The following is a 13,383-nucleotide window of genomic DNA, read 5'->3' on the forward strand; positions in this document are numbered from 1 at the left end:
AGCGACGAGTCCCGAACCGATCCCCCCACCCCCCACCCCAGCGGGGGGATCGGATGCCCATCAGGAAGGAGGTCAGGGGCTGTGGATACTGTCGCGATGTCGCTCGCCCGCCTCGTGCGTACCACCAATCCGTACGTGGTGGACGCGGCCATAACCGTGTTCGTCCTGATCGCGGTGTCAGTGCCGTTCGTGCTTCCCGGACCGGGTGGTGAGCCAGGGCCGCTGGCCTACCTGCTGACCGCCGGTACGGCGATCCCGCTGATCTGGCGTCGACGGGTGCCGCTCACCGTCCTGCTGGTGGTGGCACTGGCCACGGTCGCGGGCAAGGCGGCGGACGCGCCGGGGCAGCCGCTCGCGTACGGCGGGCTGGTCGCCCTCTACACGGTCGCCGCGCTCGGTCGTCGCCGGCAGCGCTGGTGTGCACTCGCCGCGACCTTCCCGGGGGTGGCCGCAGGAGTGGCGTTCAACACCAACCGCATCAGCGAGTACTTCTACACCTTCCTGGTCTTCTTCACCGTGTACGTCCTGGGTCGGCTCAGCGCCGCCCGGCAGGAGCGCGCGACCGCCCTGGAGGACCGGGCGCTCCGGGCCGAGCGTGAGCGCGAGTTCGAAGCCGATCGGGCCGCCGCACGCGAGCGGGCCCGGATTGCTCGGGAGATGCACGACGTGCTGTCCCACGCGGTGAGCCTCATGATCGTGCAGGCCGAGGCTGGGCCGGTCGCCGTACGCACCGCGCCGGAGCGGGCCGAGGCGGCGTTCGACGCGATCGCCGCCGCCGGCCGCGACGCCATGGTGCAGCTACGCGGCATGCTCGGCCTGCTGCGCAACGAGCCCGGTCCCCGCAGCCCGCAGCCCACCCTGGCCCAACTGCGGTCGCTGATCGACCGTGTACCGGTGGCCGGCCTGCGGGTGACCGGCGAGCCGCGCCCGGTCTCGGCCGACGTGGAGTTGGCCGCGTACCGGATCGTGCAGGAGGCCCTCACCAACGCGGTCAAGCACGCCGCAGCCAGCGCCGTCGACGTACACCTGGGCTGGTCGCCCGATGCCCTCACTGTCACGGTGACCGACGATGGCACCGGAACCGGCGGCTCTGGCGGCGGACACGGCCTCGTCGGCATCCGGGAACGCGCGATCGCCTGCGGCGGTACGGCGAGGGCCGAACCGGTGACAGGTGGACGCGGTTTCACCGTCGAGGCTCGGCTACCGTTCCCGGCGTGACGATTCGGGTGGTGATCGCAGACGATCAGGAGCTTGTCCGCAGCGGATTCTCCATGATCCTCGACGCCCAGCCGGACATCACAGTCGTCGCCGACGTCGGTGACGGGGCTGCGGCCGTGGCCGCCGTCCGGGAGCACCAGCCGGAGGTGACGCTCCTGGACATCCGCATGCCGACGATGGACGGCATCGAGGCCGCCCGCCGCATCTGCGCGGAGAGCGCCAGTCGGGTGATCATGCTGACCACGTTCGACCAGGACGACTACATCTACGAGGCGCTCTACGCCGGCGCCAGCGGTTTCCTGCTCAAGGACGTACGCCGCGACGACCTCGTCCACGCCGTACGTGTCGTGGCCGCCGGCGACTCGCTGCTGGCTCCGTCGGTGACCCGCCAGATCATCTCGGACATCACCGGCCGCCACCGACCCGGACCGCCCCGGTCGGCCGCCGCGCCCGACGCCCGCCTCGACGTGCTCACCACCCGCGAACGGGAGACCCTGCACCTGCTGGGCCGTGGCCTGGCCAATGCGGAGATCGCCCAGACCCTGGTGGTCAGCGAGCACACAGTGAAGACCCACGTCAGCAACGTGCTGACCAAACTCGGCCTCCGCGACCGCACCCAGGCCGTGATCTGCGCGTACGAGACCGGCCTGATCACCGCCGGCGAGAACTGAGCGGCGGCACCGCGGGTCACCAGACGCGGAGAGTGGGCTCCTCGTGCTCGGATGCGGACCACTGCCGGGTGGCGCGGACGAGCTTGTCGGGGTTGACCTGGCTGTGGATGGCCGTGACACCCTCGGGCGTCACCTCCAGCGACATCACGCCGATGACCCGGTCGTCGATCACGACCACCGCCGCCGGAGCGCCATTGACGGTGGCGAGGTGCAGGGCCGGGCTGCCACCGACCAGGTCCCGTTTGACGTCGGCGGGCTTGAACAGGCCGCGCAGGAACTTCGCCACCGCCAGTGCGCCGACGATCGGCGCGGCCCGGGCCGGGATCTTGCCGCCGCCGTCGGCGGTGCTCGTCGCGTCGTCGGTCAGCAACTCCACCAGCCGCTGGATCTCGCCGTTGTTGGCCGCCGTGAGGAACTCCGCGACGACCTTCCGGGCGGTGGCCCGGTCGACCTCCGCGCGGGCCCGCTCCGCGGTGACGTGCTGCTTGGCACGCCGGTAGGTCTGCTGGCAGTTCGACTCGGTGATGCCGAGGATCTCGGCGATCTCACCGTGCGAGTAGCCGAACGCCTCCCGCAGCACGTACACCGCACGCTCGTTGGGCGACAACCGCTCCAGCAGGGTGAGCACCGCCAGCGAGACCGAGTCGCGTTGCTCGGCGGTGTCGAGAGGGCCGAGCATCCGGTCCCCGGCGAGGACCGGCTCGGGCAGCCAGGTGCCCACGTAGGTTTCCCGCCGGGCCCGCGCCGAGGTCAGCTGGTTCAGGCACACGTTGGTGAGGACCTTCGTCAGCCACGCCTCGGGCGTCTCGACGTGCTCCCGGTCGGCGGCCTGCCAGCGGAGGAACGTGTCCTGGACGGCGTCCTCCGCGTCGCTGGCCGAGCCCAGCAGCCGATAGGCGATCGCCTCCAGGCGTCCCCTGGAGTGCTCGAACAGCTCGACCTCGTCCGGACTGAGCGGCATGGTTCGATAGTCAACCACGCGCGCGACCCGGTCGACCGATCGACGGCGTACGTCGACACGGCTCGTGCCGGCGGTCCGGTGCGGCTCGGGCACGGTCGGCGTCTCGCCGCGCGGCGTCGACCGAACGGCGACCGTGGCGGCCACCACGGCGGTCAGGCAGATCGCCGCAGCGACGATGAGCGGTGGGCGGGCACCCAGGTGCACGGCCGCGGAGCCGAGTGGGATCGCCACGACGAGAGGCCCGAACATGGCGGTGTTGGCCGTCGCGGAGACTCGGCCCAGCAGCGTCGACGGCGTGTGCGTCTGCACAGCGGTCACCGCCGCGACCAGGGTCCAGGGCAGGCCGACGCCGACCACCACCGCCCCGAGGACGGTGGCTGGCCACCACGGCAGGCAACGCGCCAGGCAGCCGAGCGCGAACAGCGCCGTGCCGGCGACACCGACGGTAATGGCACCCCTGGCCGCGATGAGCCGGCCGACGATCAGGCCACCGAGAATCGAGCCGGCGCCCTGCGCGCTGGCCAGCACACCGAGGAACGTCGTCGGCAGCCGCAGCTCGGTCACGACGATCGCGTAGATCCCCGCCGTCGTGAAACCAGACATGGCGATGGACACCGCGGCGAGCATGACCGGCAGACGTGTCGCTCGCTCTCCGAACAGGACCACCCATCCGGTACGCGGGCCGCCGCCGCGTTCGATCCGCTGGTCGGCGGGCGTCCGGCGCAGCCGGAGCACCGCGTACAGGACGGCGACCAGGATCGGCATCGCGGCGCTGAGCACGGCGACGGCGTGACCGCCCCGCCACGCGTAGAGGCCGGCCCCAGCGAGGGGAGCGACGAGCTTCATGCCCTCCTGCGCGCTGGAGCGCCACCCGTTGACGTCGCCGAGTTCCGTGGGTGCGAGCGCCGACGGCAGCAGCGCCGTCTCGCCGGCGTCGATCAGCACGTAGCTGATGCCGTAGGCGCACGAGACGGTGAAGATGAGCCAGGTCTGCCCCGGCCCCCGCACCGTGAGGAGTGTCAGCAGGGCGGCTGCCAAGAGGAGGTTGACGGCGATGACCAGCGGCCGCCGGGGCACCCGGTCGAGCAGGCCGCCCAGCCACGGCCCGGCGAGCACCGGGGCGTACACGCACAGCCCGGCGAGGGCGGCGAGGCTGGTGGAGCCGGTGAGATCCAGGATCCAGATGCCGTTGACCAGGGACATCACGCTGCTGGCGAAGCCGGACAGCAGGGAGATCGCCACGAACAGGCTCGCGTTGCGACGCATGAGCGCTCCGAGTTGAGTCGAGGTGACTCACATCCTCAAGCTTGAGCTGAGCGCAGGCAATGCTGTTGAGCGCTGTCAACGTTCCGTTGACAGCGCGGCGTCGATCGTGCTTGCGGCGGTGCGAGCGGGCGCGGGCAGCCGCTCGCCTGCTTCAGCGAGATCGGTGGCGAGGTGCAGGGCCAACGCGTACAGCGAGCCCGGGGCGGCGTCCAACGCGGCTTCCACAGTGCTCCGCACGAGAGCCGCTCGACGAAATCGGCTGTCCCACCGTCGATCGGCGCCGATCCACCGGCCAAGGTCGGCGACCGCCGCCCGAAGTGCGGCGATCTGCGGAGGCAGGCGGAGGTCGAGCTGCTGCCGCCGCGACCAGCGCGCCGCCATCAGGCGCTGTCGCCGCTGTTCGGCGGCCTGTCGACTGCCGAGGCCGAGTGCCATCGCGATCTGCGCCCACGTCGCACCCTCGTGGCGCGCCCGATCGATGATCTCCAGCTCCTGCTCGTCCAGCCGAGCGCGGGCGGCGCGCACGTCCGCCAACCGATCCAGCTCCGACGTCATCTGTCAACGCTACATTGACAACGCCGGGCCTCGACACCCGCCAGCACGGCTCGACCCGGCGCGGCAGCGTCGCTGAGCATTCGGGTGCGGTGGTCGGCGCCAGTGTGGGGGGCACCGACCCCACCGAGCCTTGTCGCAATTCGGACAAGACGGTAAAGCCCCTGGTAGAGCACCCTTGGGGCAGGTGGAGGTAGACGGGTGGCGGGCCACATCCCGATCCTCCGGCCCGGCGCGGACAACATCGTCCGCACCGGTGCCGCCCTCACCCAGCCCGACCTCGAAGCCGCGACGGTCACGGCACAGCTGCCGCTCCGATCGCGCGTACGACAGGCCGAGGCTGCCACCGACACCCCTGCGGGCGCCCGCAGCGGTGCCTCCGCCCACCGGGACAAGGACGTCAGCACCGTCGGCTGTCAGGCAACGCCGTCCGCCGGCCGTGCCCGCCGTCCCCGTGCCCCGCCGGCCTTTCGCACTGTGGACCCCGCCGGGGTCCGGCGTCGCTCGACCGCGCGCCGAGCCCTGGCGACCGAGCCAGAAAGGGCCCGACATGGCCGCTCCCACCGCGACCGCAGCCTTGAACGCATCCGTCTTCACGCCGGGTGCACAGATGCTGCTGACCGTGACCTACTCGGACGCCGACACCAAACCGCTGACCGTCACCATCGTGGTCACCGACGCGCAGGGCAACAGCAGCGCGCCGGTCAAGGTCACTGCGGTCATCGACCCGCTCACCGTGACCGTCACCGACAACTCCGGGCGTACCTGGACCCGGGTTTCCGACAACGGCTCCGTGGCCGTGTATCGGTCGGTGGCGTGATGCCCCGGGTCACCGTCCAGGTCCGTGACGCCGCCGGCAACACCGCGGCGGCCGCCGCCGACTACAGCCTGGGCCAACCCGTGCTCGGCGGCTACTACCTCTCCGGCGGCGCCGATCCGACCGCCGACATGGCCGGCGGCAACTTCCGGTCACTCACCCAGTACCGCAGCCTCGCCGACGGCTACATCTTCCCCGGCTACAACCGGCCCTGGCTGGTCAACCTGGGCAAGGCCGGTGTGCAGATGAACATGGTGCTGGAGTTGAAGCACTACGGCGCTCCGAGCCAGGGAACGCAGAGCTTCGCCGTGGACGGCACCAACTACACCGTGCCGGGACCGACGATGACCATCCAGCAGCGACCCGGCACGACCTGGCCGAAGGCGTACGGGTACGGCCAGGTGATCAAGGGGCAGTGCGACGGGTTGCTGGCCCGCGCGCTGTCGCAGTACCGCACGCTCGGCTTCGGGGTGAACATCCAACTCGCCTCGGAACTGGACACCGATCACGAGTTCGGCACCACCGAGGACGGCAAGGCGTACAGCTGGGCGGAGTCGGACGCGCGGGCGGTGCAGGCGATGAACTACATCCTGACGTGGTTCAAGGCGCGGACGTTGCCGGCCGGCACGACCTTCTCGGTGGGGCTGGGCGGCTTCGACCGGGCCTGCTTCCAGCGCACCCACCCGGAGTCGCTGATGTCCCGCCTCGACTATCTCCAGTGGAACGCGTACGCCACCAACGCCAGCCACACGGCGCTGTCCCGGTTTCGTCGCACCAAGGACTGGGCGGTGGCGGATCTTGGCCCGGTGGCGCTGTCCCGGCCGGTGATCATCGCTGAGTGGGGGGTGCGGGTGGCCGAGATCCCGAACCAGGCGGCTTGGATCGCCACCGTGCCGGCGGCGATCGCCCAGCTCAACGCCGAGCGTGGGCCACGGATCGTGCGCACCAACTACTTCAACTCCGGGTGGGGCACCCTGACGCCGAAGGCGACCGGGTTGACCGCGCTCCGCGAGGCGTACGCCAAACGGCCGTATGTCTGAGCCGACGCTGGCGGCCCGGTCGGTATACCGCCGACCGGGCCGACCGGGGAACCCTATGCTCGGATCATGGAACTTCGGATCTTCACCGAGCCTCAGCAGGGCGCCAGCTACGACCAGTTGCTCACCGTCGCCCGCTGCGCGGAGGACGCCGGCTACGGCGCGTTCTTCCGGTCCGACCACTACCTGATGATGGGTGACGTGAGCGGCGAGCCCGGCCCCACCGACGCGTGGACCACGCTCGCCGGCCTGGCCCGGGACACCAGCCGCATCCGGCTCGGCACGCTGATGACCGCCGCCACCTTCCGGCTGCCCGGCCCGCTGGCGATCACCGTGGCGCAGGTCGACCAGATGAGCGGCGGCCGGGTCGAGCTGGGCATCGGCACCGGCTGGTACGCCGAGGAGCACAGCGCGTACGGCATCCCGTTCCCGCCGCTGGCCGAGCGGTTCGACCGGCTGGAGGAGCAGCTCGCCGTCATCACCGGGCTCTGGTCAACGCCGACGGGGGAGCGGTTCGACCACGACGGCCGGTACTACCCGGTCCGTGACTCGCCCGCCCTGCCCAAGCCCGTGCAGCAGCCGCGTCCACCGATCCTGCTCGGCGGGACGGGCCCGAAGCGCACCCCTCGGCTGGCCGCCCGCTACGCCGACGAGTTCAACCTGCCGTTCGCCTCGGTGCCGGACACTGCGGCGCAGTTCGACCGGGTCCGCGCGGCCTGCGTCGAGATCGGCCGGGACCCGGCCGAGATGGTCTGGTCCAACGCCCTGGTGCTGTGCTGCGGGCGCGATGACGCCGAGGTGGCCCGCCGGGCCGCCGCCATCGGCCGCGAACCGGACGAGCTGCGGGCCAACGGTCTGGCCGGGACGCCCGCTGAGGTGCTGGACACCATCGGCCGGTACGCGGAGATCGGCAGCGAGCGGCTCTACCTCCAGGTGCTGGACCTCAGCGACCTGGAGCACCTTGAGCTGGTCGCCAGCGAGGTGATGGCGAAGCTCTGAGCCGCCCGGAAGGCCGTGGGACAACGCCGCCGGTCAGGCCCGGTGGGCGCCCGTCCCGACAGCGTTCGGGTCACCCAGCACGGTGTCCAGCCGCCCGTCGTGATCACTGTCGACGTAGGTGATGTCCGGGATCCCGTCACCGTCCACGTCGATCTGGACGACGTCGGCGACGCCGTCGCCGTCGAGGTCGGTGACCACCTCCACCGAGCCGTCCAGGTGACGGGTCACGATCGACTGTGCGCCAGGGGCCCGCGGCGGCGGGCCTGGTGCCGGCACCGGCGTCGGGGCGGGCGCGGGCGCCGGAGTGGGCCGGGGGCCGGGTGTGGGCGACGGGTGGCTCGGAAACCCGCCGGCCGGCGGCGCGCTGGCCTGCTCGACCCCGGTGCCGGTGGGGTCCAGCTCCTCCTCGGAGGGGAAGACGTCACCTCGTGCGGCCGGATCGCGGTAGCTGCTCATGGGCGTAGGGTTCCCCGACGATGACGAGAACAACCGTGCCCGATCGACCGGTGTCCTCGGTGCCCGGTCTGGCGGAAGATGTCGGGACCGACGCCACGGTCATGAACGGGGGTCCGAGCGTGGAATTGCGCCGGAATCGGGGGACCCGTGTGCTCGCCCTGGTCTGCGTACTCGGCGGGGTGCTCTTGTTGGTCTATCCCAGCGACGGCGCCCTGCTACGGACGATCATCGCGGTGGGCGCGATCGCGCTCGGCGCGGTGGCGCTGGTCAGCGCGATGCGGCCGTTCCGATTCGGGATTCACGCGGACGGGCTCACCATCCGGCGACCCGGCCTGCGCCGGGAGGTCCGGTGGGCGGAGGTCGAGGCGCTGGTCCTCGACGAGCCGCCCCGGCGTGACGGCCATCCGGAGCCGCCGCGACTGCTGTTGGTGCCCGTGCCGGGTGTGCGGATTGAGCCGATGACCGCCCGTCATCCGCTCGACGGCCGACCCGCCATCGAACTGCTCGTTCTCGACCAGGTCCGCGAACAACCCGACCAGGTGTCCGCCGCGCTCAGCCGCCATGCCGGAGGTCGTTTCGTCGACCTGCTCGCGCTGCGTCGCGCCGCCTTCGACGCCCCGGACCTCCCGGTCGGCCTGCGTGGTTACCAGATGGACCGGGTCGACCGGTTGATCCGACGCGGTCAGGACGCCCTGCTGTCCGGGGACGCGTCGACCCGGCAGGCGGCCCGGGGAGAGATCGAACGCGTCAGCGCGGCCGGCCTGCCGATCGCCCAGCGTGGCTACCACACGTTCCAGACGGATACCGTTCTGGACGCCCTCGTCGCCGCGTTGGCCGACCACCAGACCACCGATCGGGAGACCACCACATGACCGCGCAGGGACCGCACGCCGCGTCGACCACCGACGTTCCGCGCCGCAACTGGGCCGGCAACGTGCGGTACGCCGCGAAGGCGTTCCACCGGCCCACCTCCGTCGACGAACTGCGCCGGCTCGTCGCCGGCAGCAACCGGATCCGGGCGGTGGGCAGCGGGCACTCCTTCAACAGTCTCGGTGACACCGACGGTGACCTGGTCAGCCTCGCCGGGCTGCCCCCGATCGTCGAGGTGGACCAGGCGCGCGGGCAGGTCACCGTGAGCGGCGCGATGCGCTACGGCGACCTCGCCCGACAGCTGCACACCCAGGGGTACGCGTTGGCGAACCTCGCCTCGCTGCCGCACATCTCGGTGGCCGGCGCGGTGGCCACCGCCACCCACGGCTCCGGTCAGACCCACGGCAACCTGGCCAGCGCCGTCGCCGGCCTGGAGCTGGTCACCGCCGACGGCGACCTGCTGCGGGTCGACCGCGACTCCGACAGGTTCCCCGGAATGGTGGTCGGGCTCGGCGCGCTCGGCCTGGTCACCCGGGTCACCCTGGATGTGGTGCCAACCTTCGAGCTGCGCCAGTACGTCCGCCTCGACCTCGACCGGGCGGCGCTCGACGAGGCGCTCGGCTCGGCGTACAGCGTGAGTGTCTTCACCGATTTCCGGACTTCCCGACTGCGCGAGGTGTGGCGCAAGCAGGTGGCGGATCAACCACCGCCCGCGGCGGACTGGCTCGGCACCACCGCAGCCGACCAGCCCCGGCACCCGGTGCTCGGGATGCCACCGGAGAACTGCACCCCGCAGCTCGGCGAGCCGGGCCCGTGGCACGAGCGGCTGCCGCACTTCAAGCTCGGCTTCACCCCCAGCAGCGGCGACGAACTCCAGTCCGAGTACCACGTCGCGCGGACGTCGGCGGCGGACGCGCTCGCCGCGCTGGACGACGTGGCGGAGCTGATCGCCCCGGTGCTGCTGGTGTCCGAGTTGCGGACCGTGGCGGCCGACGAACTGTGGCTCAGTCCGAACTACCGACGGGACAGCTTCGTGCTGCACTTCACCTGGGTCGACGACACCGCGGCGGTGCTGCCGGTGGTGGCCGCCGTGGAGGAGCGCCTGGCGCCCTTCGCGCCCCGCCCGCACTGGGGCAAGGTCTTCGTCACCGACCCGGCCGAGCTCTCCGCCCGCTACCCGCGCCACGCCGACTTCGCGGCCCTCCTAACCGACCTGGACCCAAAGGCCAAGTTCCACACCGACCTGCTAAACCGCTACTTCCCCCGCTGACCCAGCCCCCGCTTCTCCTGCGTTGATCATGAAGTTATTGCCACCCGGCGCGGCGTGTCGGGGCAATAACTTCATGATCAACGAGATGGGGTCGGGGTGCGCAGGACGCTGCGCTGGACGGCCCGGCTGATGTCGCTGGGGGAGACGATGCCGGTCAGGTGGCCGTCGTCGGTTACCACCAGGGCTCGGCCGTCGGCGCACTCGGTGAGCCGGGGGAGCAGGTCGTTGAGCTGTTCACCGGGCTGGGTCAGGACCAGTTCGTCGGCCCGGCAGGCGACCTCGGCCAGCGTGGTCGAGGCCCGCCGCTCGGGCGGTACGCCCCGTACCCGGTCGACGGTGACCAGGCCGATCGGGCGGCCGTCAGCGGTCAGCGGCAGCGCCGAATGCCGGTACGCGAACAGGTAGTGGTCGACGAAGTCCGCGACGGTCATCTCCGCCGAGGCGGTCTGCGGCTGCGGGGTCATCACATCACCCACCCGGATCCCGCGCAGCGCGGTGCCGGTGCGGGCCTGCCGCTCCTCCATCCCGGCCGCGCCGATCAGGAACCAGCCGATCAGCGCCAGCCACAGCCCGCCGAAGCCGACCCCGGACAGGAACTGCCACAGCCCCAGGCCGATCAGCAGCACCCCCAGCACCCAGCCGGCCCGGGCGGCGACCACCGACGCCCGGGTCCGGTCACCGGTGGCCTTCCAGACCGCGGCACGCAGCAACCGGCCACCGTCCAGGGGTGCGGCCGGCAGCACGTTGAAGATGGCCAGCAGCACGTTGATGCCCGCCAGCCAGGCCACCGCCCCGAACAGCAGCCCGCCCTGCCCGGCCAGCGCGAGCAGCGCCGCGATGGCACCGAAGAATGCCCCGATCAGCAGACTGACCAGCGGGCCGACGCCGGCGATCCGCAACTCCGCGCCCGGGTCACGCGGCTCGCCCCGCAACTCGGCGACGCCGCCGAACAGCCACAGCGTGATGCCGTCGACAGTCAACCCGTTGCGCTTGGCCACCACGGCGTGTGACACCTCGTGGGCGAGCAGGCCGACGAAGAAGACGACCGCCGCGGCCAGCCCGGCGAGGGTGTACGCCACCGGCGAGTGGTCGGGGTACGAGCGGGGGAACTGGTTCGCGGCCAACCCCCACGCGATCAACGCGAAGATGACCAGCACGCTCCAGTTGACGCCGACCGGCACTCCCGCGACCCGGCCAAGCCGGAAACTGGCCCTCATCCCACCGAGATACCCCGCCAGGCCGTGGGCATTCCGGTTTCGTGCAGGTGGGGTGTCCTGGCGCTGGGGATACCCCGACTTCATGGAACCCGAGTAGATCAACGGGCTGAGCCTGGCCCGTGCCCGGTGGCAGGGTGATTGGCCGAGCCAGCTCAGCGGCGCGGGGCTTCGCTGGCGATGGTCGCCTCCCGGGGCAGGGCTGCCGCGCGCAGCGCCCAGTCCAGCGCGTAGTCGGCGATCTTTTCCCAGCCGTCCTGGCCGACGGTGAAGTGCGATCGGCCGGGAAACTCCTCGTACGCGGTGAGCGCCCGGGACTTCTGGTAGAGCCCGGCGTTGGTGCGGACCACCGACGCCGGCACCACGTGGTCGATCTCGCCGGCCATCAGCAGCAGCGGCGCCCGGTCGTTACGCCCGAAATCGACCCGGGCCGGCGAGCGCGGGTCGAGGTTGGCGAACGCGCCCTCGAAGTAGACCCGACCGGCGCCGGGAACGGCGTAGCGCTGCCAGGCCCGGTCGGAGTCCTCGCGGCTCATCGCGTTGCCGAAGGTGTAGGCGAAGTCGTTGGGGGTGAACGGGACGGCCTTGTTCCGGTTGGCGGGGCTGCGCAGGATGGGGAAGCCCGAGCGCAGCTGGCTCAGCGGCACCTTGAGCACGCCCTTCACCTGCGCGGGGTGCACTCCGACCGCCGCGGCGCCGAGGCCCCGGTCGACGAGGATCTGGGTGAACAGGCCGCCGAACGAGTGCCCCATGATGATCGGCGGTCGGGGCAGCGCCCTGATGATCCGGTCGTAGTGCGCCACGATGGTGGCGATGCTCTGCTCGGCGATCGGGCTGGGGTCGTCACGCAACTGCTCCACGGACCGGTCCATCCCGGGCCAGGCAGGGGCGATGACGTGCATCCCGCGTGCGGTGTACCGCGCGATCCACTGCTCCCAGCTGCGCGGGGTCATCCAGAGCCCGTGGATCAGCACAATCGTGTCGACCGGACCCTGCGGCGTGGCACCCATCGCGTCCTCCCGGTGTCGCGGCGTCGGCCCGGCGGTTACCCGCTGTGCCCATCCGGAATCCGGCCGCCCTGACAAATGTCACGGTCGGGAGGTGACGACCGCTCCAGGCATCGGGGTACGCGCTGCCGGAGCATCAATCGCATGACCAGTACGCATCCGGCTGTCGAGTTGGACGGCCTCACCAAGAGCTTCGGCGCGGTCACCGCTGTCGACGGGTTGAGCCTGCGGGTGCAGCCCGGCGAGGTGGTGGCCTTCCTCGGCCCGAACGGCGCGGGCAAGACCACCACCATCGACATGTTGCTCGGGCTGTCCCGCCCGGACACCGGCACCGTCCGCGTCCTCGGCGGCACCCCGGACGACGCGGTGGCCCGAGGTCGGGTCGCCGCCGTCCTGCAGACCGGCGGGCTGCTCAAGGACCTCACAGTGGGCGAGACGGTCGAGATGACCGCCCACTTCTACCGGCACACCCGCCCGGCGGCGGAGGTGCTGGAACGGGCCGGTATCACCGACATCGCCGCCCGGGTGGTCGGGCGCTGCTCGGGCGGTCAGCAGCAGCGGTTGCGCTTCGCGTTGGCCCTGCTGCCCGACCCGGACCTGATGGTGCTCGACGAGCCGACCACCGGCATGGACGTCGAGGGTCGACGGGACTTCTGGCAGGCCCTACGCCGGGACGCGCGACGTGGACGGACGGTCATCTTCGCCACCCACTACCTGGACGAGGCGGACGCGTACGCCGACCGGATCGTGCTGGTGCGGCAGGGACGGATCGTCGCCGACGGCACCACCGCCGAGATCAAGAATCTGGCCGCCGGCCGTACGGTGCGGGCCACCCTGCCCGGCGCCGACCAGGCGGCTCTCGCCGCACTGCCCGGTGTGGACGCCGTGGAGGTGCGCGGCGACAGCGTGCTGGTGCGGACCGGCGACTCGGACGCGATCGCCCGCCACCTGCTGACCCGGACCGCAGCCCGGGACGTCGAGATCACCTCCCGCAACCTTGAGGACGCCTTCCTCGCCCTGACCACCGCGCAGACGGGAGCCTGAG

Annotated in this window: 13 protein-coding genes and 1 pseudogene; 8 read left to right on the top strand and 6 right to left on the bottom strand. The window is 71.6% G+C overall.

The features are described from left to right. The first annotated feature begins 81 nt into the window (after positions 1-81). Both DLJ59_RS03865 and DLJ59_RS03870 read left to right on the top strand, forming a co-directional pair. Positions 82-1,218, top strand: a complete 1,137-nt coding sequence (locus DLJ59_RS03865; protein WP_244235812.1) for a sensor histidine kinase — start codon at positions 82-84, stop codon at positions 1,216-1,218. Next, positions 1,215-1,889, top strand: a complete 675-nt coding sequence (locus tag DLJ59_RS03870; RefSeq protein WP_124771133.1) for a response regulator — start codon at positions 1,215-1,217, stop codon at positions 1,887-1,889. The genes DLJ59_RS03865 and DLJ59_RS03870 overlap by 4 nt, the downstream gene beginning before the upstream one ends. Before the next feature lie 16 nt (positions 1,890-1,905). Here DLJ59_RS03870 and DLJ59_RS03875 read toward each other — a convergent pair whose 3' ends face one another. From DLJ59_RS03875 to DLJ59_RS03885, 3 genes and pseudogenes are all read right to left on the bottom strand, one after another. Next, positions 1,906-2,850, bottom strand: a complete 945-nt coding sequence (locus tag DLJ59_RS03875) for an RNA polymerase sigma-70 factor (protein WP_124771156.1) — start codon at positions 2,848-2,850, stop codon at positions 1,906-1,908. Positions 2,851-2,946: 96 nt separating this feature from the next. Then, positions 2,947-4,116 (bottom strand): annotated as a pseudogene (locus DLJ59_RS03880) (MFS transporter); the annotation flags it as partial. Positions 4,117-4,191: 75 nt separating this feature from the next. Further along, on the bottom strand, positions 4,192-4,671 hold the full coding sequence (locus tag DLJ59_RS03885) for a hypothetical protein (RefSeq protein WP_124771134.1): 480 nt from the start codon (positions 4,669-4,671) through the stop codon (positions 4,192-4,194). Positions 4,672-5,218: 547 nt separating this feature from the next. Here DLJ59_RS03885 and DLJ59_RS03890 point away from each other — a divergent pair. The 3 genes from DLJ59_RS03890 (at position 5,219) to DLJ59_RS03900 (ending at position 7,521) form a co-directional block, all read left to right on the top strand. After that, positions 5,219-5,488: a hypothetical protein gene (locus tag DLJ59_RS03890; protein ID WP_124771135.1), complete on the top strand. Its 270-nt coding sequence runs from the start codon at positions 5,219-5,221 to the stop codon at positions 5,486-5,488. Then, positions 5,488-6,525, top strand: coding sequence for a hypothetical protein (locus DLJ59_RS03895; RefSeq protein WP_124771136.1), 1,038 nt, complete (start codon positions 5,488-5,490; stop codon positions 6,523-6,525). The genes DLJ59_RS03890 and DLJ59_RS03895 overlap by 1 nt, the downstream gene beginning before the upstream one ends. 66 nt (positions 6,526-6,591) lie before the next feature. Continuing rightward, on the top strand, positions 6,592-7,521 hold the full coding sequence (locus tag DLJ59_RS03900) for an LLM class F420-dependent oxidoreductase (RefSeq protein ID WP_124771137.1): 930 nt from the start codon (positions 6,592-6,594) through the stop codon (positions 7,519-7,521). A 33-nt stretch (positions 7,522-7,554) separates the two neighbouring features. Here the strand turns inward: DLJ59_RS03900 and DLJ59_RS03905 are convergent, their stop codons facing one another. Next, positions 7,555-7,977: a hypothetical protein gene (locus tag DLJ59_RS03905; protein ID WP_124771138.1), complete on the bottom strand. Its 423-nt coding sequence runs from the start codon at positions 7,975-7,977 to the stop codon at positions 7,555-7,557. A gap of 20 nt (positions 7,978-7,997) precedes the next feature. Between DLJ59_RS03905 and DLJ59_RS03910 the strand changes: the two genes are divergently transcribed. Both DLJ59_RS03910 and DLJ59_RS03915 read left to right on the top strand, forming a co-directional pair. Next, positions 7,998-8,849 (top strand): hypothetical protein, encoded by an 852-nt coding sequence (locus tag DLJ59_RS03910; protein WP_124771139.1) that lies wholly within the window; start codon positions 7,998-8,000, stop codon positions 8,847-8,849. Continuing rightward, positions 8,846-10,117, top strand: a complete 1,272-nt coding sequence (locus tag DLJ59_RS03915) for an FAD-binding protein (RefSeq protein ID WP_124771140.1) — start codon at positions 8,846-8,848, stop codon at positions 10,115-10,117. The genes DLJ59_RS03910 and DLJ59_RS03915 overlap by 4 nt, the downstream gene beginning before the upstream one ends. A 77-nt stretch (positions 10,118-10,194) precedes the next feature. Here the strand turns inward: DLJ59_RS03915 and DLJ59_RS03920 are convergent, their stop codons facing one another. Beyond that, a complete protein-coding gene (locus DLJ59_RS03920) occupies positions 10,195-11,334 on the bottom strand; it encodes a site-2 protease family protein (RefSeq protein ID WP_124771141.1) in 1,140 nt (379 codons plus the stop codon). A gap of 152 nt (positions 11,335-11,486) precedes the next feature. Then, complete coding sequence (locus tag DLJ59_RS03925; protein WP_124771142.1) at positions 11,487-12,341, bottom strand: alpha/beta hydrolase; 855 nt, start codon at positions 12,339-12,341, stop codon at positions 11,487-11,489. Between the two features lie 141 nt (positions 12,342-12,482). Here DLJ59_RS03925 and DLJ59_RS03930 point away from each other — a divergent pair, with 141 nt between their 5' ends. After that, on the top strand, positions 12,483-13,382 hold the full coding sequence (locus DLJ59_RS03930) for an ABC transporter ATP-binding protein (protein WP_124771143.1): 900 nt from the start codon (positions 12,483-12,485) through the stop codon (positions 13,380-13,382). Position 13,383: the final 1 nt, after the last annotated feature.

The sequence above is a fragment of the Micromonospora inaquosa genome (assembly GCF_003857055.1).
GTDB classification, from domain to species: domain Bacteria; phylum Actinomycetota; class Actinomycetes; order Mycobacteriales; family Micromonosporaceae; genus Micromonospora; species Micromonospora inaquosa.

What these genes read in the sequence shown, in the direction of transcription:
- DLJ59_RS03875 (WP_124771156.1), bottom strand. Translation starts at nt 2,850, where the DNA reads ATGCCGCTCAGTCCGGACGAGGTCGAGCTGTTCGAGCACTCCAGGGGA.
- DLJ59_RS03885 (WP_124771134.1), bottom strand. Translation starts at nt 4,671, where the DNA reads ATGACGTCGGAGCTGGATCGGTTGGCGGACGTGCGCGCCGCCCGCGCT.
- DLJ59_RS03890 (WP_124771135.1), top strand. Translation starts at nt 5,219, where the DNA reads ATGGCCGCTCCCACCGCGACCGCAGCCTTGAACGCATCCGTCTTCACG.
- DLJ59_RS03895 (WP_124771136.1), top strand. Translation starts at nt 5,488, where the DNA reads ATGCCCCGGGTCACCGTCCAGGTCCGTGACGCCGCCGGCAACACCGCG.
- DLJ59_RS03900 (WP_124771137.1), top strand. Translation starts at nt 6,592, where the DNA reads ATGGAACTTCGGATCTTCACCGAGCCTCAGCAGGGCGCCAGCTACGAC.
- DLJ59_RS03905 (WP_124771138.1), bottom strand. Translation starts at nt 7,977, where the DNA reads ATGAGCAGCTACCGCGATCCGGCCGCACGAGGTGACGTCTTCCCCTCC.
- DLJ59_RS03910 (WP_124771139.1), top strand. Translation starts at nt 7,998, where the DNA reads ATGACGAGAACAACCGTGCCCGATCGACCGGTGTCCTCGGTGCCCGGT.
- DLJ59_RS03915 (WP_124771140.1), top strand. Translation starts at nt 8,846, where the DNA reads ATGACCGCGCAGGGACCGCACGCCGCGTCGACCACCGACGTTCCGCGC.
- DLJ59_RS03920 (WP_124771141.1), bottom strand. Translation starts at nt 11,334, where the DNA reads ATGAGGGCCAGTTTCCGGCTTGGCCGGGTCGCGGGAGTGCCGGTCGGC.
- DLJ59_RS03925 (WP_124771142.1), bottom strand. Translation starts at nt 12,341, where the DNA reads ATGGGTGCCACGCCGCAGGGTCCGGTCGACACGATTGTGCTGATCCAC.
- DLJ59_RS03930 (WP_124771143.1), top strand. Translation starts at nt 12,483, where the DNA reads ATGACCAGTACGCATCCGGCTGTCGAGTTGGACGGCCTCACCAAGAGC.